Here is a 20360-nt window from a genome sequence, read left to right as displayed (position 1 = left end):
GTGCGGCGGGCAGGCGGTGCGGCGGGCAGGGTCCGGCGGGTCAGCGCCGGATGCGGGTCATCTCCGGGTCGACCAGCGGCTCGGCCGCGACCGACGCCGGGATCCGGCGGTCGAAGTACTGGATCTCGACGCCGGCCCCGACCGGCAGCCCCGCCGGCAGCCAGGCGTACGCGACCGGGGTGCCGAGGGTGTAGGCGTACGCGGCCGAGGTGACGTAGCCGGCGGGCTCGCCGTCGACCAGCACGACCTCGTGGCCGAGGACGACGCTGCGGCCGTCGTCGACGGTCAGGCAGGTCAGCCGCCGGGTGACCGCCTCCGGGTCGAGCGCCTCCACCGCGGCGCGCCCGACGAAGTCGCCCTTGGTCTGCGGCCGTACCGCGAAACCCAGACCGGCCTCGTACGGGTCGTGCTCGGTGGTCATGTCCGCACCCCAGGAGCGGTAGCCCTTCTCCAGCCGGAGGCTGTTGAACGCGGCCCGCCCTGCTGCGACGACGCCGAGCGGGCGCCCCGCCGCGTACAGCACGTCCCACAGCTTCTGCCCGTACTCGGCGCCGGTGTAGATCTCCCAGCCGAGCTCGCCGACGTAGGACAGCCGCATCACGGTCACCGGGATCCCGGCGATGTGCGCGGCCCTCGCCCGGAAGAACTTCAGGCCCTCGTGCGAGAGGTCGTCGGCGGTCAGCGGCTGGACGAGATCCCGTGCGAGCGGGCCCCACACGCCGATGCAGCAGGTCCCACCGGTGATGTCCCGGACCCGGGCGCTCCCGTCGCCCGGGAGTGCCCGGCGCAGGTGATCGAGATCGAGGTGGGAGTTCGCCCCGACCTGGAACAGCTGCTCGCCGAGCCGCGCGACGGTGAGATCGCTGCGGACACCACCCGTCTCGTCGAGCATCAGGGTGTAGGTCACCGAGCCGCCCGACTTGTCCATCTTCCCGGTGACGAGCCCGTCGAGGAACGCGCAGGCGCCGGGCCCGGTGACCTCGAGCCGCTTGAGCGGGGTCATGTCGTACATCGCGACGGCGGTACGGGTCTTCCACGCCTCGACCGCGACGACCGGCGAGTGGAACATCGCCGACCACGGGTCGCGCGACGGCGGACGCCAGTCGTGCGGCAGGTCCTTCACCAGGCCGGCGTTCGCCTCGTACCAGTGCGGGCGCTCCCAGGCGTGCGCCTGGAGGAAGAACGCGCCGAGCTCGCGCTGCCGGGCGTGGAACGGGCTGACCCGCACGTCGCGCGGGGACAGCTTGGGCTGCAGCGGGTGCAGGACGTCGTAGATCTCGGCGAAGTTCTGCTGGGAGGTCTCGTCGACGTAGGCGTCGGTGGTCTCGATCTCGTCGAACCGGTGCACGTCGCAGCCGTGCAGGTCGAGGTCGCTGCGGCCGTCGGTGAGCAGCTGGGCCACCGCCCTGGCGACACCGGACGAGTGCGTGACCCACACGGCCTCGGCGATCCAGAAGCCGGCGACCTCGGCCGACTCCCCGATCAGCGGGCCGCCGTCCGGGGTGAAGGAGAAGACGCCGTTGAACCCGGTCTCGACCTTCGCGGACCGCAGCGCGGGCAGGAGCGCGCGGCTCTGCTCCCACTGGGCTGCGAAGTCCTCCTCGGTGAAGGGCAGCATCGAGGGCTGGGCCGACTCGCTGACGTCGTCGCCGATCTCGGGCAGCTCGGCGATCGAGACGGGCATCGGACGGTGCGCGTAGGAGCCGATCCCGATGCAGTCGTTGTGCTCGCGGTAGTAGAGGTCGGCGTCCTGGTGACGCAGGATCGGCATCCGGGCCTCGGTCCGCTCGTCGTTGCGGCCGACGAGGTCCTCCACCTGCCCGGTGCGCGCGTACTGGTGGGCCAGCGGCAGCAGCGGCACCCGCATCCCGACGAGCTTCCCCAGCTCGCGGCCCCAGAACCCGGCGCAGGACACGACGACGTCGGCCGGGATCGTGTCCCCGGCATCGGTCTCGACCCCGGTCACCCGGCCGCCGGCCTGCGCGATGCCGGTGACCCGGGTGGAGCCGCGGAACACCGCGCCGCGGGCCTGCGCCCGCCGGGTCAGGGCGACGACCGCGCGGGACGCCTTGGCGAGGCCGTCGGTCGGGGTGTGCAGCCCGCCGAGCACCCGGTCGCGGTCGAGGAGCGGGTGCAGCCGGGCGCACTCGTCCGGCCCGACGACGGTGGCCGGCACGCCCCGGGAGACCGCCCAGCCCTGCTTGCGGTGCAGGTCGGCGAGGCGCTCCGGGGTGGTCGCGACCTCCAGGCCGCCGACCTGGTTGAAGCACCACCCGCCGTCGCCGTCGCCGGTGTCGAGGCCCGTCAGCTTCTCGACGGTGTAGGTCGCGAAGGCGGTCATGGTCTTCGAGCCGGTGGTCTGGAAGACCAGCCCGGGGGCGTGCGAGGTGGATCCGCCGGTCAGGGGCAGCGGCCCCTGGTCGACGACGGTGACGTCGGTCCAGCCGCGTGCGGTGAGCTCGTCCGCCAGGTTGGTCCCGACGATCCCGGCTCCGATGACGACGACACGGGAGGTCGTGTTCATGGTGGTCTCCTGTTCTTCACCGGGCCGCGCGGGCGGCGGGCGGCGGGCGGCCCGGTGAGAGGTGGCGGGTCACCGCGCTGGGGCGACCCGGGACTCGGTCGCCGCGTCGAGCAGCCGGTCGGCGAGGTGACCGGCGAACGACGGGCGGACGTGCAGCAGGTAGTCGTCGGCGTGGCCGAGGGCCACCAGGATCACGCCGGTCTGCGCGACGACGGTCTGCGCGCAGCGGCCGGCCGGGAACTCGGACGGGTGCAGGTCGAGCGCGCACCCGAGGGCGAGCAGCTCGCGGGCGAGGCGGCCGCGGAGCCGCAGCACGACCCGCTGCCCGGACACGTCGACGGCCGACCCGCCGTGCTCGGCGACGACCGAGCGCAGCGACTCCTCCCCCGCGTGCGGGCGGGCGTGCCGGCTGGTGACGAGCCACTCGTCCGGGCCGAGCCAGACGATCTCGCCGTCGGAGGTGGAGACCCAGGTGTTCGGCCGGGTCGGGATCTCCGCGCCGAGCAGCGCGGACGCCACGGCGCGGGTGCGGGACTCCGGGTCCAGCCGAAGGTTCGTGGCCAGCCCGACGTCCTCGATCTCGATCGTCAGGTCGCCGCCGGTCTCCCGGGCCAGCGCGGTGAACTCCGGCTCCCACGCCTCCAGGGGGCGGGCGGGTTCCAGCGGGCGGGTCTCAGCCATCACGGCGGGCTCCTTCCGGGTCGACGAGGACGCTTCCGGTGATCTCCACCGGGACGAGCGCACCGCGGTACGGGACGTGCACGACGTCGCCGATCCGGTCCCGGCCGCCCGCGACCAGTGCGAGCGCGAACGGCCGGGCCAGCTCGGCGCTGTGGTAGCTGGAGGTGACGTGGCCGAGCATCGGCACCGGGGGCGGCGGCAGGGCGCCGTCGGCGGCGAACTCGACGATCTGCGAACCCTCGGGCAGCCGGGTGGCGGAGTCGGTCGGGAGGAGGCCGACGAGCTGCTTGCGCAGCGGATCGAGGTTCTCGGCACGGGTGAAGGACCGCTTCCCGACGAAGTCCTCCTTCTTCTTCGACACCGCCCAGCTCATGCCGAGGTCGTGCGGGGAGACCGTGCCGTCGGTGTCCTGGCCGATGATCGGGTAGCCCTTCTCGGCGCGGAGGACGTGCATCGTCTCGGTGCCGTACGGGGTGATCCCCCAGAGCGCCCCGACGGTGACGAGCCGCTCCCACAGCGCGAGGCCGTAGCGGGAGTCGACGTTCACCTCGTAGGCCAGCTCGCCGGAGAAGGAGATCCGGGCGAGCCGGACCGGGACCCTGTCGAGCGTGGTGTCCTGCCAGCTCATGAACCCGAAGGCGTCGTTCGAGACGTCGAGGTCGCGGAAGCCCTCGGCGATCAGCTCCCGCGAGCGCGGGCCGACGACCGGGAACACCGACCAGTGCTCGGTGACCGACGCGAGGTGCACCCGCAGGTCCGGCCACTCGGTCTGGACCCAGTCCTCGAGGCTGTCGAGGACGGCGGCGGCGTTGCCGGTGGTGGTGGTGAGCAGGAACCGCTCCGGACCGATCCGCAGGACGGTGCCGTCGTCGACGACCATGCCGTCGTTGCCGCACATGACGCCGTAGCGCACCCGGCCGACCTTCAGGGTGCTCATCATGTTCGTGTAGACGCGGTCGAGCAGCTCGCCGGCGTCCGGGCCCTGCACCTCGATCTTGCCGAGGGTGGAGCCGGCGAGGATCCCGACGTCGCGCCGCACGGCCGCGCACTCGCGCAGCACCGCGGTGTCCATGTCCTCACCGGGGTGCGGGTAGTAGCGCGGGCGCTTCCACTGCCCGACGTCCTCGAACACCGCGCCGTGCGCGACGTGCCAGGGGTGCACGGCGGTCGTGCGGACCGGGTCGAACAGCACACCGCGCTCACGTCCGGCCAGCGCGGCGAACGCGACCGGGGTGAACGGCGGGCGGAACGTCGTGGTCCCGAGGTCGCCGTCCGGGCGGCCGAGCAGCTCGGCGGTGATCCCCGAGGCGATCATCCCGGAGGTCCGGCCCTGGTCGTGTGCGGTGCCGATGGTGGTGTAGCGCTTCACGTGCTCGACCGACCGCATGCCGGCGCCGACGGCACGCTCGATGTCGGCGACGGTCGCGTCGCGCTGGAGGTCGACGAACTGGCGGGCCGGGTCGCCCGGGGTCCGCCACAGCACCGCGGTGGGCGTGCGGGGCGGCTCCGGCGGCACGCTCGGGGCGTCGCCCCCGGAACCCTCGAACAGGCATCCGGCCAGGTCGAGCGTGCCGTTCGCGGCGCCGACGACCTCGGTGCCGGCGAGCGCCGGGCCCGGCCGGAAGGCCCCGAGTGCCGGGTCGTACACGAGCTCACCGCGGACGTGGCTGAACAGGTGCGCGGACGGCGTCCAGCCACCGGAGACGAGCAGCAGGTCGCACGGGACCGTCCCGGCGCCGTCCGGGCCCGCGGTGTGCGCGGCGGTGACGGCACCGTCGGCGCCGCCGTCGGTGCCCACCACGACGGTGCCGGTGCGGACCTCGACGCCGGCCTCGCGGCAGGTCGCGGCGCGCTCGGCGGGGGCGGTGCCGCGGGCGTCGAGCAGGGTGACCCGGGCCCCGGCACCGGCGAGGTCGGCGGCCGCGGCGTAGGCGGCGTCGTCGGTGGTGAAGACCGCGATCTCCTGCCCGGCGAGCACGCCGTAGCGGTGCAGGTAATCACGCGCCGCGGAGGCGAGCATGATCCCGGGGCGGTCGTTGTCGGCGAAGGCGACCGGGCGCTCGATCGCACCGGCCGCGACGACGACCCGCCCGGCCCGGATCCGGTGCACCCGCTGCCGGGACCGGTTCCGCGGTTCGTCGGTCCCCCGGTGCTCGGTGCTCGTTCCTGTCGTGCGCCGCTCCAGCGCCAGCACGAACCCGTCGTCGTAGTGGCCGAACGCGGTGGTGCGCTGCAGGTGCAGGACCTCGGGGTGCCGGTCGAGCTCGGCGACGACGTCGGCCACGAAGCGCAGCGCCGCCCGGCCGTCGACGCGGTCGGTCGGCGCCAGGCTGCCGCCGGCCTCCGGGCGGTCGTCGACCAGGACGACGCGGTCACCCCGCCGCGCGGCGGTGCGGGCGGCGAGCAGCCCGGCCGGGCCCGCCCCGATCACGAGGGTGTCGCAGTGCGCGTGGCGGTGGTCGTAGCGGGCGGTGTCGGCGACGGCGGCGAGCCGGCCCCGGCCGTTCACCCCGCAGGCGACCAGGCCGTCGTGGATCTCGACCACCGCGGCCTGCAGCATCGGCTCGGGGAAGGGCTCCTCGATCTGCACGAGGCCGGTCGGGTCGTCGGTCCAGGCGGCACCGATCCCGCGCGGCCTGCCGAGCGTGACGCTGCTGCCGACGGCGCGGACACCGTGCGCGAGCAGCGCCGACGCGAGCGTGTCCCCGGGGTGGCCGGTGTAGGTGGTGCCGTCGAAGGTGAAGGCGACGGTGCGGGTGCGGTCGACGCGGCCGTAGCCGTGGACGCGGCTCATGTGGTGGCCCCCGGGATCTGCGGCTGGGCCTCGCCGATCCGGTAGACCGCGAGGAACTGGTAGGTACGGGTGTCGCGGACGGCGTTGAACCAGCGCCGGCATCCGGCGCCGTGCACCCAGCGCTCCGGGAAGGGCCCCTTCGGGTTGTCCCGGAAGAACACGAAGTGGGCCCACTGCTCGTCGGTCAGCTCCTGGGGGTCCTCCGGGTAGGCGACGTGGGCCGGGCCGCCGTAGTGGAACTCGAGCTCCTCGCGGGGCCCGCACCACGGGCAGGTGATCAGTTGCACGGTGGGCTCCTGTGTGGACGGTGCGGGGTCAGTGGGCGACGCCGGCGGCGCCGGGCTCGTCGACGAGCGCGCCGGTGACGAACCGGTCGAGGGCGAACGGGGCGATGTGGGGGTGCAGCTCGCCGGTGGCGATCGTGTGCGCGAGGCACCAGCCCAGGCCGGGGGTGACCTTGAAGCCACCGGTCCCCCAGCCGGAGTTGACCAGCACGTTCGCGTAGGGGGGTCCGGCCGACGATCGGCGAGGCGTCCGGGGTGACGTCGACGATCCCGGCCCAGCTGCGCAGCAGGTGCGCCCTGGCGAAGACCGGGAACAGCTCGACGGCGGCGGCCATCTGCCGTTCGATGACGTGGAAGGCCCCGCGCTGCCCGTAGCCGTTGTAGGAGTCCACGCCGGCGCCCATCACCAGCTCGCCCTTGTGCGCCTGGGAGACGTACACGTGCACCGCGTTGGACATGACGATCGTCGGGTGCACCGGCTCGAGCAACTCGGAGACCAGGGCCTGCAGCGGGTGCGACTGCAGCGGCGTGCGCACCCCGAGCCGGTCGAGCAGCGTGGAGGTGTGCCCGGCCGCGCAGAGCGCGACCTGCCCGCAGGCGATGTCGCCGCGGGACGTGCGGATGCCGGTGACCCGGGCGGTGCCGTCACCGACGTCGCCCTCGGTGAGGAAGTCCAGGACCTCGCAGTCCTGGATGAGGTCCACCCCCGCCTCGTCGACCCGCCGGCCGAAGCCCCAGGCCACGTAGTCGTGCTTCGCGATCCCGGCCCGCGGCTGGTAGGTCGCGCCGAGCACCGGGTAGCGGATGTCGTCGGAGACGTTCAGGATCGGGCAGATCTTCGCGACGTCGTCCGGGCCGAGGTACTCGGCGTCGATCCCGTTGAGCCTGTTCGCCTCGACCCGGCGGACCGAGTCGCGGACGTCCTGCTCGGTGTGGGCGAGGTTGAGCACCCCGCGCTGGGAGAACAGGATCGGGTAGTCGAGGTCCTCCTCCAGCCCCTCCCACAGCTTCAGGGCGTGCTCGTAGACGAACGCCGACTCGTCCAGGAGATAGTTGGACCGGATCAGGGTGGTGTTGCGGGCCATGTTCCCGCCGGCCAGCCAGCCCTTCTCCAGGACCGCCACGTTGGTGATCCCGTGGTTGCGCACCAGGTAGTGGGCGGTGGCCAGGCCGTGCCCGCCGCCGCCGACGATCACGACGTCGTAGGAGCGCTTCGGCTCCGGGTTGCGCCAGAGGAAGTCGGGGTGCTCGGGCAGGTCCGCGCCGGGAGGGTCGCCGGCGGTCGCGGTCGTGGTGCTCACGGCGTCAGAGCTCCGGGTAGAGGGGGTGGCGGTCGGCGAGTGCGGTGACGCGGCCGGACAGGACGTCCAGCTCGGACCCGGTGACGCCCGGGCGCAGCGTGCGGGCGATGACGTCGGCGACCTCGGCGAACTCGCCGGCGCCGAAGCCACGGGCGGCGAGGGCGGGGGTGCCGATCCGGAGCCCTGAGCTGACCATCGGCGGCCGGGGGTCGAACGGGACGACGTTGCGGTTGACGGTGATCCCGACCCGGTGCAGCCGGTCCTCGGCCTGCTTGCCGTCGAGTTCGGACTCGCGCAGGTCGACCAGGACGAGGTGCACGTCGGTACCCCCGGAGACGACGCCGACGCCGGACTCGTCGAGCAACCGGGACGCGATGAGCTGCGCGCCGTCGAGCGTGCGCTGCTGGCGCTCGGCGAACGCGGGCGTCCCGGCGAGCCGGAACGCCACGGCCTTGGCGGCGATCACGTGCTCCAGCGGGCCGCCCTGCTGCCCCGGGAAGACCGTCGAGTTCAGCTTCTTCGCGAGCTCCGCCCTGGCGAGGATCACGCCCCCGCGCGGGCCGCCGAGGGTCTTGTGGGTGGTGCTGGTGACGACGTCGGCGTACGGCACCGGCGACGGGTGCAGCCCGGCGGCGACGAGCCCGGCGAAGTGCGCCATGTCGACCATCAGGTACGCGCCGACGGCGTCGGCGATCCGCCGGAACGCGGCGAAGTCGAGGTGCCGCGGGTACGCCGACCACCCGGCGACGATCAGCTTCGGCCGTCGCTCGTGGGCCAGGCGCTCGACCTCGTCCATGTCGACCCGGTGGTCGTCGGGGCGGACGTGGTACGCCGCGACGTCGTAGAGCCGGCCCGAGAAGTTCAGCCGCATCCCGTGTGTGAGGTGCCCGCCGTGGGCGAGGTCCAGGCCGAGGATCGTGTCGCCCGGGTCGAGCAGCGCGGCCATCGCTGCGGCGTTGGCCTGCGCCCCGGAGTGCGGCTGGACGTTCGCGAACCCGGCCCCGAAGAGCTCCGTCAACCGGTCGATCGCCAGCTGCTCGATCACGTCGACGTGCTCGCAGCCGCCGTAGTAGCGCCGGCCCGGGTAGCCCTCGGCGTACTTGTTGGTCAGGACCGACCCCTGCGCCTCCATGACCGCCTGCGGCGCGAAGTTCTCGCTGGCGATCATCTCCAGGGTCCGCCGCTGGCGGCCGAGCTCGGCGGCGACGGCGGCGCGCACCTCGGGGTCGGTGTGCTGCAGCGACCCGTCCAGCGGGCCGGTGGACGTACCCGGCCCGGTCCCGATCCGGTCCACGGCGGACGTCGTCATGGCCACCTCCACATATCTGAACGAGAGGATTGATATATCAACACGCACGAGACTGGCACGCCTGGTTCTGCACGGTCAAGAGGTCGTCAGGGGCGGCTCGGACGCATCGCCGGGCGGCCTGCTGCCGGCCCCGGGCATGCGTGTGGTGCAGGCCCGCCCGGGACCTGCACCACACGCGCGACCACCGGCTACAGGCGTCCGGCCAGCTCCCGGCGCCACCGGCCGAACGGGCGGGGCCGGTCGATCCCGACGACGCCGACGGGCTCGCCCGCGGCGTCCAGGAAGAGCGCCAGGAGACCCGCCGCGGGCTCCGCGGGGTCGCCCTCCTCCACCCGGACCGTCCCGTCCGCCGCGCGGTGCCCGGCGAACTGGATCCGGTGGCCGTACTGGTCGGACCAGAAGTAGGGCACGGCGTGGTGCGACGGCAGCGTGTGCGTGGTCCCGAGCAGCGCCGCGATGGCGACCGCGGGTTGCTGCAGGGCGTTGGTCCAGTGCTCCAGCCGCAGCCGGCTCCCGGTGTAGTCGCGGTGCGTCCGGGCACAGTCCCCGACCGCGACGACCTCGGGCAGCGCCGTCATCCCGCGGGAGTCGGTGACGACCCCGTCGTCGAGCTCCAGCCCGGAACCCGCCAGCCACTCCACGTTGGGCGCGGCACCGATGCCGGCCACCACCACGTCGGCCGGGAGCTCCCGGCCGTCGTCGAGCCGGACGACGGTGACCCGGGGCGACCCGCCGAGCCCGGCGACGCCGGTCCCCCGGTGCAGGCGCACCCCGTTGTGCTCGTGCAGGAGGCCGCAGGCGGCCCCCAGCTCCGGACCGAGCGCGCGGTGCAGCGGGACCGGGGCGGCCTCGACGACGTCGACGTCGAGCCCGAGCCCGGCCGCGGTCGACGCGACCTCGGCGCCGACGAACCCGGCTCCGATCACGACCAGCCGCCTGCCCGGCACGAGATCGGCCCGCAGGGCGCGGGCGTCGTCGAGGGTGCGCAGGGTGTGCACCCCCCGCGGGAGCTCGCCCGGGAGGGCGCGGGCCCGGGCCCCCGTGGCGAGGACGACGGCGTCGGAGGCCAGGCGCTCACCGTCGTCGAGGGTGACGACCCGGCCCGAACCGTCGAGCGCGATCGCCGTGCGGCCGAGCCGCCACTCGGCCGCCGGCTCGGCGTCGTCCGGGCCGGCGAGCGCGATGTCCTCCTCGGACGCGGTGCCCGCGAGGAACTCCTTCGACAGCGGGGGCCGGTCGTACGGGGCGTGCTTCTCGTCGCCCACGACCACGATCCGGCCGTCGAAGCCCTGCTCGCGCAACGCCCGGACGGTCGCGAGCCCGGCGAGCGAGGCCCCGACCACGGTCACGTCGCGCATCAGGGCGCGACCCCGGTCGCCAGCCCGGCCGTCTCGGCTCCGGCCGGGACGGACTCGTCGACGAAGACCCGGCCGTCGTCGACGACCACGGCATGTGTGCGGACGGGCGTCTTGGCGGGCGGGCCGCTCGGCCGGCCGGTGCGGAGGTCGAAGCAGGCCGCGTGCAGCGGGCACTCGACCGCGCAGCCCTCGAGCCAGCCGTCGGACAGCGAGGCGTCCTGGTGGGTGCAGGTGTCGTCGATGCCGAAGAGCTCGCCGTCGACATTGAACACCGCGATCGCCACCGTCCCCAGGACACGAACGGACTCTCCGACCGGGATGTCGGACAGCTCGCCCACGAAGATCATGGTTCCTCCCGTGTTGCCTATCGCGAAACTCGCCATCTCATGCGCAACCGTAGGATGGGGCCGGCACTGCCGGTCGTCAACGAGTGATTTCGCCGCGCGACCGGGTCCGGAGCAGCCGAAACACCGGCGTCACACGTCCGGAGCAGACCGGTGACACACGGGTCCCCGCGTCGGCCGACTGTCCGGGCGCCCGGACGGCCGCGCGGGGACCGCCCGGCGCACCGGATCGACTCCGGCTGTCGCACAAGGGGTCGGCCACCAGGGGATCCACTCGGGACACGGCTCACCAGCTCGCCATCGGACGACGACGGGGGCGGACGGGGGACCACACGGCGCCACGGACCGCACGACCCCGCCGACCGAATGAAAGATATATCACTGATGGACCACGTACGACATGTCGGCCACGATGGCCGGGTTGCGACACTGCGCCGCGACGTGCCTCCAGCGCCGGAAGGGACCCCATGACCAGCAGCCCGCGGAGACGCCCGCGGGGCGGGCCCGCTCCGGCGGTCGAGGAGGAGCGCACGGTCCGCCGCGCGGCCACCGCGGCGTCGATCGGGAACGTGGCCGAGTGGTACGACTTCGGGCTCTTCTCCTACCTCGCCGCGGTCGTGCTGAACCGGGTGCTCTTCCCGGAGGCCGGCGAGCGGTCGGGCGTGCTGACCCTGGGCACGTTCGCGGCGGCCTTCGTCGTGCGACCGCTCGGTGGGTTCGTGTTCGGCCCGCTCGGTGACCGGATCGGACGGACCCGGGTCCTCTCCTTCACCGTGCTGCTGATGACGGTGGCCACCCGCGCGCTGGGCCTGGCGCCGAGCCACGACACGATCGGGATCGCGGCGCCGCTGCTGGTGCTGTTCATCCGGATGCTGCAAGGCTTCTCGGCCGGTGGCGAGCACACCGGCGCGCTCACGCTCGTCGCCGAGTACGCGCCGGACCGGCGGCGCGGGTTCTTCGGCAGCTGGCTGGAGTTCGGCACGATCACCGGCTACACCCTCGGGGCAGGTGTCTGCGGCACGGTGGTCGCCGTGCTGCCCGAGGAGGACCTCCTCGCCTGGGGCTGGCGGATCCCCTTCGTCCTCGCCCTGCCGCTGGGCGTCGCCGGGATCTACCTGCGGATGCGCCTGGAGGACACCCCGGCCTTCCGCCAGCTCATGGACCGCTCCCCCGCCCTGGCGACGATGCCCTACCGGCGCGCGATGCAGATCCTGCTCACCCGGTACCGGGCCCCGGCGCTGGTGGCCGGCGGCCTCGTCGTCGCGTGGAACGTCACCAACTACGTGCTCACCAACTACATGCCGACCTACCTGACGAGCACCCTGCCCCGCTACGGCGAGGACGGCGCGACCGGCGCCGCCGCCGGAGCCATGCAGGTGGCGGTGATGCTGTTCGTGCTCGGCATCGTCGTCCCGGTCGGCAGGCTGAGCGACCGGATCGGCCGCAGGCCGATCCTCATGACGGGCGGCCTCGCCCTGGTCGTGCTGGGCCTGCCCGCGGTGTGGCTGATGCGCGACGGCCTGCTAGGCCAGACGATCGGCCTGCTGATGGTGGGCACGATCCCGGCGTGCTTCGCCGCCGTCGCCCCCTCGACGCTGCCCGCGCAGTTCCCCACGATGGTCCGCTACGGCGGCCTCGGTGTCGTCTTCAACCTGTTCGTCTCGATCTTCGCCGGTACCGCACCCACGATCATCGAGACGGCCGTGACCACCACCGGCGATCTCGACTGGCCCGGCTACTACCTGGTCGGCGCGGGCGTGGTGGGCGTGGTCAGCGTGCTGTTCCTGCAGGAGTCCGCGGGCAGGCCGCTGGCGGGCGCGGCTCCGCTGACCTCCAGTGCGGACCTGCCACCGCCACCGCTCTCGGCGGACGGGATCCCGATGGAGCAGCCCCGCAGGCACCGCCCGCACTGACGCCGCCCCGGCGACGGGCACACTCTTGGCAGGTTTGATATATTAGTCTAGTATCTTCTGTACGTCCAGCGTCCGGCGGCGACGGGAGCCCTCGTGACCATCTCCGTGTTCGACATGTTCAAGGTCGGCATCGGGCCGTCGAGCTCGCACACCGTCGGGCCCATGCGGGCCGCCCACCTGTTCGTCGGCCGGCTGGCCGCGTCCGGTCTCCTGGCGCGGACCGCGTCGGTCCGGGTGGAGCTGTTCGGCTCCCTGGGCGCGACCGGGCACGGGCACGGCAGCGTCCCGGCGGTCGTCCTCGGGCTGGCCGGACACGAGCCGCACCTGGTCGACCCGGTCTGGGCCGGCCCGCTGGTCGACGCCGTCCGCGCGGACGGCCGGCTCCGGCTCGGCGGCTCCCACGAGATCGCCTTCGCGGTCGACGACGACGTCGTGCTGCACCGGAACCGGAGTCTCGACCTCCACCCGAACGGCATGCTGCTGCACGCCCGCGCCGCCGACGGCACGGTGCTCGAGCGCCGCGAGTACTACTCCGTCGGTGGCGGGTTCGTCCTCGACCCCGGCACCGCGGACGGCCCGGCCCTCGTCGAGGACGACACCCCGGTCGCGCACCCCTTCACCACCGGTGACGAGCTGCTCGGCCTGACCCGCACGCACGGCCTGCCGATCTCGCAGGTCATGCTCGCCAACGAGCTGTCCTGGCGGACCGAGGCGCAGGTCCGCGCGGAGCTGCTGCACATCTGGTCGGTGATGCAGGAGTGCGTCGAACGGGGCACGACGACGGGGGGCGTCCTCCCCGGCGGGCTGCGCGTGCGGCGCCGGGCCGCCGCGCTGCGCGCGCACCTGGAGGCGGCGACCGGCGAGCCGGACGCGTTGCACGCCATGGAGTGGGTGACCCTCTACGCGCTGGCCGTCAACGAGGAGAACGCCGCGGGCGGCCGCGTGGTCACCGCCCCGACCAACGGCGCCGCCGGCATCGTGCCCGCGGTGCTGCACTACGCGGCGAGGTTCGTCCCCGGTGTCGACGACGACGCCGTCGTCCGCTTCCTGCTCACCGCGGGCGCGGTCGGGGCTCTGTTCAAGGAGAACGCCTCGATCTCCGGGGCGGAGGTCGGCTGCCAGGGCGAGGTCGGTTCGGCCTGCGCGATGGCGGCGGCCGGGCTGGCCGAGATCATCGGCGCGCCCCCGAGAAGGTCGAGAACGCCGCCGAGATCGGCATCGAGCACAACCTAGGGCTGACCTGCGACCCCGTCGGCGGGCTGGTGCAGATCCCGTGCATCGAGCGCAACGCGGTGGCGTCGGTCAAGGCGATCACCGCGGCCCGGATGGCGCTGCACGGCGACGGCACGCACCACGTCTCACTGGACAAGGCGATCACGACCATGCGCGAGACCGGGGCGGACATGAAGGACAAGTACAAGGAGACCGCCCGCGGCGGGCTCGCACTCACCATCGTGGAGTGCTGAGGTGACCGCGCTCCCCCACTCCGCGGCCCACCCCGACCTCCTCCTGGAGTTCGACACCCCGGTCTCGATGGCCGACCGCGCCTACGTCGCCCTCCGCGACCAGCTGATCATGCTCGTCATCCCGCCACTGGCCCCGATCGACGACGAGGGCATCTCGGCCGTGCTCGGCCTCGGGCGCACCCCCGTGCGGGAGGCGATCAAGAGATTGCAGAGCGAGCGGCTCCTGGTCTCCTACCCGCGTCGCGGGACGTTCGCGACGGCCGTCGACATCTCGGACCTGCGCGACGTCTCCGACGTCCGCACCGCGCTGGAGCCGCTGGCCGCACGCCGGGCGGCGGAGTCCGCCCCGCCCGCCCGGCGCGCGGAGCTCCGCGCGCTGGCGGAGCGGATCCGGGCGCTCGACTCCGGACGGACGGGACGCACCGAGCTGATGCGGTGGGACGTCGCGGTGCACCGGTCGATGTACCGGGCCGCGGGCAACCCCTACCTCGAGGACACGCTGACCCACCACCACAACCTCGCGACCCGGATCCACTGCCTGTTCCTGGAACGTCTCGACCACGTCGACCGGCACGTCGGCGAGCACGGGGACATGCTGGCCGCGATCGCCGACGGCGACGCCGCACGGGCCGAGGCGATCTGCCGCGAGCACGTGACCGGGTTCGAGCGGGCCGTACGCGCGGTGCTGTGACGGCCGTCGCTCGGGCACCGCACAGCGACCCGCCATGATCCGGAAATGGGACACTTCCGACGTGACTGCCACGCCTTCCCCGCACGGACCCGGCGACCTCCGTATCGACGAGGAGGAGACCGACCTCCGCATCGGCGCCCCCGCCGACCACGCAGCAGGACTCAAAGCCGTGCGGGTGTCGATGTCCCGGGCGCTGCGCCAGATGGGCCCGGTCCGGACGGCGAAGAACCTGCTCACCCTCAACCAGGTCGACGGGTTCGACTGCATGTCGTGCGCCTGGCCCGACCCCCAGGGACACCGGCACACCGCCGAGTTCTGCGAGAACGGGGCGAAGGCCGTCTCCTGGGAGGGTCAGCGCGACACCGTCGGGCCGGAGTTCTTCGCCGAGCACCCGATCTCCGAGCTCGACGAGCGCACCGATTACTGGCTGGAGAGCCAGGGCAGGCTCACCCACCCGATGGTGCGCCGGGACGGCGCCGACCACTACGAGCCGATCTCCTGGGACGACGCGTTCGCCCTGGTCGGCAGGCACCTGCGGGAGCTGCCCTCACCCGACGCTGCGGCGTTCTACACCTCCGGGCGGGCGTCCAACGAGGCCGCGTTCGTCTACCAGCTGTTCGCGCGCGCCTACGGCACGAACAACCTGCCCGACTGCTCGAACATGTGCCACGAGTCCACCTCGGTCGGGCTCGGCCGGACCATCGGCGTCGGCAAGGGCACGGTCTCGCTGCAGGACATCCACGAGGCCGACCTGATCATCGTCTCCGGGCAGAACCCGGGCACCAACCACCCGCGGATGCTGTCCGCCCTGGAGATCGCGAAGCGCGACGGCGCGACGATCCTGGCGATCAACCCGCTGCGCGAGGCCGGGCTGCTGCGCTTCGACAACCCGCAGCGCCCCACCGGGCTCGCCGGCCGGGGCACCGCGCTGGCCGACCTCTTCCTCCAGATCCGCTCGAACGGGGACCTCGCGTTCTGGCAGGCGATCGGGCACCTGCTGCTCGCCGCCGAGGAGCGCGACCCCGGCAGCGTGATCGACCGGGAGTTCGTCGAGGGGCACACCGTCGGCTACGAGGCGTGGGCCGGGCACGTCCGCGACCTCGACTGGGACGCGGTCCTCGCCGCGACCGGGCTGACCCGCGCCGAGATCGAGGAGGCGGCCCGGCTCATCGCCTCGTCGAAGCGGACGGTGAACTGCTGGGCGATGGGGATCACCCAGCACCGCAACGGCGTCGCGACCGTTCAGGAGATCGTCAACGTGACGCTGGCCCGCGGCATGATCGGCAAGCCGGGCGCCGGCCTGTGCCCGGTGCGCGGCCACTCCAACGTGCAGGGCGACCGCACGATGGGCATCTGGGAGAAGGCGCCCGACGCGTTCCTTGACGCTCTCGGCACCGAGTTCGGCTTCGACCCGCCCCGCGAGCACGGTCACGACGCCGCGGCCACCGTCCGCGCGATGCGGGACGGCGACGTCCGCGTCTTCGTCGGGCTCGGCGGCAACTTCGCCGCGGCCATGTCCGACACCGGGGTCACCGAGGCCGCACTGCGGTCCGCCGACCTCACCGTGCAGATCTCGACCAAGCTCAACCGCAGCCACCTGGCCGCCGGTCGCGACGCGCTCGTCCTCCCCGCCCTCGGCCGCACCGAGGCCGACCGCACCGGCGGGCTCGTGCAGCGGGTGACCGTGGAGGACTCGATGTCGGCGGTGCACGCCTCCCGCGGGAGGGCCACGCCGGCCGGGCCGCTGCTGCGCTCCGAGGTCGACATCCTCTGCGGCGTCGCACACGCCACGCTCGGCGACTGCCACGGCATCCCGTGGCGGGACTTCGCGTCCGACTACTCCCGTATCCGGGAGCGCATCGGTCGCGTCGTGCCCGGCTGCGAGGGCTATGAGGAGCGGATCAGCCGCCGCGGCGGCTTCACGATGCCGCACCCGCCGCGCGACTCCCGCACCTTCCCCACCGCGCAGGGCCGGGCGGTGTTCACCGTCAACCCGCTGGAGGTCGCGACGGTGCCCGAGGGGCGGCTCGTGCTGCAGACGATCCGCAGCCACGACCAGTTCAACACCACGGTCTACGGCCTCGACGACCGCTACCGCGGCATCTACTCGGGCCGGCGCGTGCTGTTCGTGAACCCCGACGACCTGCGCGAGCTGGACCTGGCCGACGGCGACCACGTCGACATCGTGTCCGAGTGGGAGGACGGGATCGAGCGGCGTGCCCCACGGTTCCGGCTCGTCTCCTACGACACCCCGAAGGGCTGTGTCGCCGGGTACTACCCGGAGACGAACCCGCTGGTGCCGCTGGACTCGCAGGCCCTGGAGTCGGGCACGCCCACCTCGAAGTGGGTCGTCGTGCGGCTGGTCCCGGCGGCCTGACGGAGCGGCCGCGTCGTGGAGCCGGTCCGGCTCCACGACGCGGGGCGGGTCAGTCCTTGAAGCGGAACGGGGCCAGCGCCTCGGCCAGCCGCACCGGGTCGCCGTCCTCGCCGGGGGCGTGGTGGAAGCCCTCCGCCTCGGCGAGGCCGATCAGGCGGCGCTCGTCGAACAGCGCGCAGACGTAGCGGACGGTGTCCTCACCGATCTCGGAGACCGCGACCCGCAGCTGGTAGATGCCCGGGTAGTGCACCTCGTCGAGGTACTGCACCGACAGCGACGACGGCGAGAGGCCGTCCAGCGGTCCGCCCGCCGGGTAGCCGAGGACGTCGGAGTGCAGCTCCGCCAGGCCGTCGAGGTACCAGGAGGCCAGCGCGACGTTGTTGACGTGCCGGTTGGTGTCGAGATCGGTGAACCGGGTGCGGACGTCCCAGCGGAACGGGTAGTTCTCGCGGACCGCGCGGTCGTCCCCGCGCTCGGGGCGGGCCGGTGCCGGGGCGTCGATCCGCAGCGCGGCCAGCGCGTCGCGGACCTCGTCGGTCAGCGGGGCCGGCTTCTCACCGTCGGTGTGCACCGAGGTCGACTCGCCGGTGGCGACGCACTCGTCACCGGCGAACACGGCGTAGCGGTAGGAGAACGACGTCGTGCCGATGTGGCTGACGCCGACGCCGATCCGGTAGGAGCCCGTGACGCGCAGCGGGGCGAGCACGTCGACCCGGATCGCGGCCAGGAGCAGGCGGACCCGGGACTGCAGGCGGGCGACGAGGTCGGCGCCGAAGGTGTCCCGCTCGACGGCGACCCGGGCGTCCTCGAACCAGCGCACCAGCGCGTCGCGGCCGATCCGCCGGCTCGGGTCGAGGTCGGCGTAGCGCGCCTCGTGCTCGATCAGCACCGGGAACTCGCCCGGCAGCGGAACCGTCGGGTTCTCAGTCGTGGTTGCAGCTGTCACGCCCTCCATCGTGACGCTGTGTCTGCGCTCACCGGCCACCGGCTGCCCGATATCACACGTGGTGAGCATCGCTGTGACACAGCGTGCGCGTGTCGGGTTCCCCCGTCCGACCGTGACCGTCGGGGGTGCTCGGTAACCTCCTCCTGTGCCCGCTCCCTTGCAGACCCGCGACCTGCCCGGCGTGCACGAGCTGTTGGAGACCGCCGTGTCCTCGGTGGGGGGTTCCCGCCGCGAGGGGCAGGACCGGATGGCCGACGCCGTGCGCCGGTCGCTGTCGTCCGGCGAGCACCTCGCCGTCCAGGCCGGGACCGGCACCGGCAAGTCGCTGGCCTACCTGGTGCCGGCGATCCGGCACGCGATCGCCCGCGACACCACGGTCGTCGTGTCCACGGCGACGATCGCGCTGCAGCGCCAGCTCGTCGACCGCGACCTGCCGCGGGTGGCGACGAGCCTGAAGAAGGTGCTCGGGCGGGAGCCGACGTTCGCGATCCTCAAGGGCCGCCGCAACTACCTGTGCCTCAACAAGCTCCACGGCGACATGGACGACGACCCCCTCGAGGACCAGCTCTTCGACGCGTTCGCGGTCTCCGCGCTGGGCCGCAACGTGAAGCGACTGCACGACTGGGCCTCCGACACCGAGACCGGCGACCGCGACGAGCTCGTCCCCGGCGTCCCCGACACGGCGTGGCGGCAGGTCTCCGTCACCGCGCGGGAGTGCCTGGGCGCGAGCCGCTGCCCGGTCGGCGAGGACTGCTTCGCGGAGAAGGCGCGGGCCGAGGCGGGCCGGGCCGACATCGTCGTCACCAACCACGCGCTGCTCGCGATCGACGCCATGGGCGAGGCGCAGGTGCTGCCCGAGCACGACGTCGTGATCGTCGACGAGGCGCACGAGCTCGTCGACCGGGTCACCGGCGCCGCCACCGCCGAGCTCACCGCCGGCACCGTCGCGACCGCGGCGCGGCGCTGCGGCAAGCTCGTCGACCAGGAACTGGCCGACCGGCTCAGCGAGGCCGGCGAAGGGCTCGGCGCGGTCCTGGAGGATCTGCCGCCGGCCCGCTGGGAGTCGCTGCCGACCCCGGCGTCGGGAGCCCTGAACGCGATCCTCACCGCCGCCGCGGGCTGCCGGCAGGCGATGGGCGGCCAGCGCCGCGCCGACGACGCCGATCCCGACGGCGCCGCCGCCCGCAAGCTCGCCCTCGCCGTGCTCGACGAGGTGTCCGAGACCTGCGTCCGGCTGGTCGACACGTTCTCCGAGACGGATCCCGCGAAGCGGCGCGACGTCGTGTGGCTCGGCGAGCAGGGCCCCGACGGCAGCCGGTACAAGGTGGTCCGTGTCGCCCCGCTGTCGGTGGGCGGGCTCCTGCGGGAGCGCCTGTTCAACTCCCGGACGACGGTGCTGACCTCGGCCACCCTCGCGCTCGGCGGGTCGTTCGACGCGCTGGCCCGGCAGTGGGGCCTGCCCGCCTCGCAGCCGAAGGAGGCCGGCGACACGCCGCCCGGTGAGCCGGTGGGACACGGCCCGGTGCAGGATCCGGAGGCCCCGCGCTGGCAGGGCCTCGACGTCGGGTCCCCGTTCGCGCACGGGAAGTCGGGGATCCTCTACCTCGCGAAGCGCCTGCCCGCCCCGGGCCGCGACGGCCTGGCCCCGCAGACGCTCGACGAGACCGAGGGCCTGGTCCGGGCCGCCGGCGGCCGCACGCTGGGCCTGTTCTCCTCCACCCGGGCCGCGAAGCAGGCCACCGAGGCGTTGCGCGGCAAGCTCGACACCCCGCTGCTCTGCCAGGGCGACGACTCGACGATGCTGCTGGTCAAGCGGTTCGCCGAGGACGAGGAGACCTCGCTGTTCGGCACCCTGTCGCTGTGGCAGGGGGTCGACGTGCCCGGCCCGTCGCTCTCCTGCGTGATCATCGACCGGATCCCGTTCCCGCGCCCGGACGACCCGCTGGTCGCGGCCCGGCAGAAGGCCACCGACTCCCGGGGCGGGAACGGGTTCCTGTCGGTCTCGGCCACGCACGCCGCGCTGCTGCTGGCCCAGGGTGCGGGCCGGCTGCTGCGCTCCACCGACGACCGCGGCGTCGTCGCCATCCTGGACCCGCGGATCGCGACCGCCCGCTACGGCGGGTTCCTCCGGGCCAGCCTGCCGCCGTTCTGGGAGACCACCGACGTCGAGAAGGTGCACGGCGCCCTGAAGCGCCTGCGCGGCGCCTGACGCCTGCACCGGATCACCGCCGAGATCCGGCCGGTCCGCCCGGTCCGGCCGGTCCGCCGGGTCCGCATTCCCCGGGGCCGGTACGGCCGGTCCCGGCCCAGCCGGAGCGCGGGGTCCGGGCCGGGGACCCCCGGCCGCCCGGGGCCGCGGGCCGGGGCGGCCG

The 20360-nt window shown here is 73.7% G+C and carries 13 protein-coding genes and 1 pseudogene; 5 read left to right on the top strand and 9 right to left on the bottom strand.

Annotation, left to right across the window (positions count from 1 at the left end; translation table 11 throughout):
- Positions 1 to 40: 40 nt before the first annotated feature.
- From Ae150APs1_RS21695 to Ae150APs1_RS21660, 8 genes are all read right to left on the bottom strand, one after another.
- Complete coding sequence (locus tag Ae150APs1_RS21695) at positions 41 to 2524, bottom strand: FAD-dependent oxidoreductase (RefSeq protein ID WP_075299951.1); 2484 nt, start codon at positions 2522 to 2524, stop codon at positions 41 to 43.
- A 69-nt stretch (positions 2525 to 2593) separates the two neighbouring features.
- A complete protein-coding gene (locus Ae150APs1_RS21690; protein WP_075302398.1) occupies positions 2594 to 3205 on the bottom strand; it encodes a sarcosine oxidase subunit gamma family protein in 612 nt (203 codons plus the stop codon).
- Positions 3198 to 5999 carry a 2Fe-2S iron-sulfur cluster-binding protein gene (locus Ae150APs1_RS21685; protein ID WP_075299949.1) on the bottom strand — a complete coding sequence of 934 codons (2802 nt, stop codon included), beginning with the start codon at positions 5997 to 5999 and terminating at the stop codon, positions 3198 to 3200. Before Ae150APs1_RS21685 ends, Ae150APs1_RS21690 begins: the two co-directional genes overlap by 8 nt.
- On the bottom strand, positions 5996 to 6286 hold the full coding sequence (locus Ae150APs1_RS21680; protein ID WP_075299947.1) for a sarcosine oxidase subunit delta: 291 nt from the start codon (positions 6284 to 6286) through the stop codon (positions 5996 to 5998). Before Ae150APs1_RS21680 ends, Ae150APs1_RS21685 begins: the two co-directional genes overlap by 4 nt.
- Complete coding sequence (locus tag Ae150APs1_RS21675; protein ID WP_349289892.1) at positions 6277 to 7584, bottom strand: FAD-dependent oxidoreductase; 1308 nt, start codon at positions 7582 to 7584, stop codon at positions 6277 to 6279. Before Ae150APs1_RS21675 ends, Ae150APs1_RS21680 begins: the two co-directional genes overlap by 10 nt.
- Positions 7585 to 7588: 4 nt before the next feature.
- Complete coding sequence (glyA, locus tag Ae150APs1_RS21670; RefSeq protein WP_283160257.1) at positions 7589 to 8893, bottom strand: serine hydroxymethyltransferase; 1305 nt, start codon at positions 8891 to 8893, stop codon at positions 7589 to 7591.
- A gap of 188 nt (positions 8894 to 9081) precedes the next feature.
- Positions 9082 to 10251 (bottom strand): FAD-dependent oxidoreductase, encoded by a 1170-nt coding sequence (locus Ae150APs1_RS21665; RefSeq protein WP_075299945.1) that lies wholly within the window; start codon positions 10249 to 10251, stop codon positions 9082 to 9084.
- On the bottom strand, positions 10251 to 10598 hold the full coding sequence (locus tag Ae150APs1_RS21660; protein ID WP_075299943.1) for a bifunctional 3-phenylpropionate/cinnamic acid dioxygenase ferredoxin subunit: 348 nt from the start codon (positions 10596 to 10598) through the stop codon (positions 10251 to 10253). The genes Ae150APs1_RS21665 and Ae150APs1_RS21660 overlap by 1 nt, the downstream gene beginning before the upstream one ends.
- Positions 10599 to 11062: 464 nt before the next feature.
- Here Ae150APs1_RS21660 and Ae150APs1_RS21655 point away from each other — a divergent pair, with 464 nt between their 5' ends.
- The 4 genes and pseudogenes from Ae150APs1_RS21655 to Ae150APs1_RS21640 all read left to right on the top strand — a co-directional run bounded on the left by Ae150APs1_RS21655 (position 11063) and on the right by Ae150APs1_RS21640 (position 17042).
- Entirely contained in the window at positions 11063 to 12508 is a 1446-nt protein-coding gene (locus Ae150APs1_RS21655) for an MFS transporter (protein WP_075299941.1), read from the top strand.
- Between the two features lie 93 nt (positions 12509 to 12601).
- Positions 12602 to 13974: pseudogene (locus Ae150APs1_RS21650) on the top strand (L-serine ammonia-lyase).
- 1 nt (position 13975) lies between these two features.
- The gene (locus Ae150APs1_RS21645) at positions 13976 to 14665 is read left to right on the top strand and encodes a GntR family transcriptional regulator (RefSeq protein ID WP_249266424.1); all 690 of its coding nucleotides are present in this window, start codon (positions 13976 to 13978) and stop codon (positions 14663 to 14665) included.
- Positions 14666 to 14726: 61 nt separating this feature from the next.
- Positions 14727 to 17042 carry an FdhF/YdeP family oxidoreductase gene (locus tag Ae150APs1_RS21640; protein WP_075299939.1) on the top strand — a complete coding sequence of 772 codons (2316 nt, stop codon included), beginning with the start codon at positions 14727 to 14729 and terminating at the stop codon, positions 17040 to 17042.
- 49 nt (positions 17043 to 17091) lie between these two features.
- Here Ae150APs1_RS21640 and Ae150APs1_RS21635 read toward each other — a convergent pair whose 3' ends face one another.
- Entirely contained in the window at positions 17092 to 17988 is an 897-nt protein-coding gene (locus Ae150APs1_RS21635; RefSeq protein ID WP_139317006.1) for a thioesterase family protein, read from the bottom strand.
- A gap of 145 nt (positions 17989 to 18133) precedes the next feature.
- On the opposite strand from Ae150APs1_RS21635, the gene Ae150APs1_RS21630 reads away from it, so the two are divergent.
- Positions 18134 to 20197 carry an ATP-dependent DNA helicase gene (locus Ae150APs1_RS21630; protein ID WP_075299936.1) on the top strand — a complete coding sequence of 688 codons (2064 nt, stop codon included), beginning with the start codon at positions 18134 to 18136 and terminating at the stop codon, positions 20195 to 20197.
- The last annotated feature ends 163 nt before the right edge of the window (positions 20198 to 20360 follow it).

Source organism: Pseudonocardia sp. Ae150A_Ps1, assembly GCF_001932315.1.
Lineage (GTDB): Bacteria > Actinomycetota > Actinomycetes > Mycobacteriales > Pseudonocardiaceae > Pseudonocardia.
The sequence above is the reverse complement of the archived record's forward strand: the minus strand, read 5'-3'. Positions and strand labels throughout refer to the sequence as shown.

Excerpts from the sequence above, each read along its gene's own strand:
- Ae150APs1_RS21695 (WP_075299951.1), bottom strand. The coding sequence starts at position 2,524 with ATGAACACGACCTCCCGTGTCGTCGTCATCGGAGCCGGGATCGTCGGG.
- Ae150APs1_RS21690 (WP_075302398.1), bottom strand. The coding sequence starts at position 3,205 with ATGGCTGAGACCCGCCCGCTGGAACCCGCCCGCCCCCTGGAGGCGTGG.
- Ae150APs1_RS21685 (WP_075299949.1), bottom strand. The coding sequence starts at position 5,999 with ATGAGCCGCGTCCACGGCTACGGCCGCGTCGACCGCACCCGCACCGTC.
- glyA (WP_283160257.1), bottom strand. The coding sequence starts at position 8,893 with ATGACGACGTCCGCCGTGGACCGGATCGGGACCGGGCCGGGTACGTCC.
- Ae150APs1_RS21665 (WP_075299945.1), bottom strand. The coding sequence starts at position 10,251 with ATGCGCGACGTGACCGTGGTCGGGGCCTCGCTCGCCGGGCTCGCGACC.
- Ae150APs1_RS21660 (WP_075299943.1), bottom strand. The coding sequence starts at position 10,598 with ATGATCTTCGTGGGCGAGCTGTCCGACATCCCGGTCGGAGAGTCCGTT.
- Ae150APs1_RS21655 (WP_075299941.1), top strand. The coding sequence starts at position 11,063 with ATGACCAGCAGCCCGCGGAGACGCCCGCGGGGCGGGCCCGCTCCGGCG.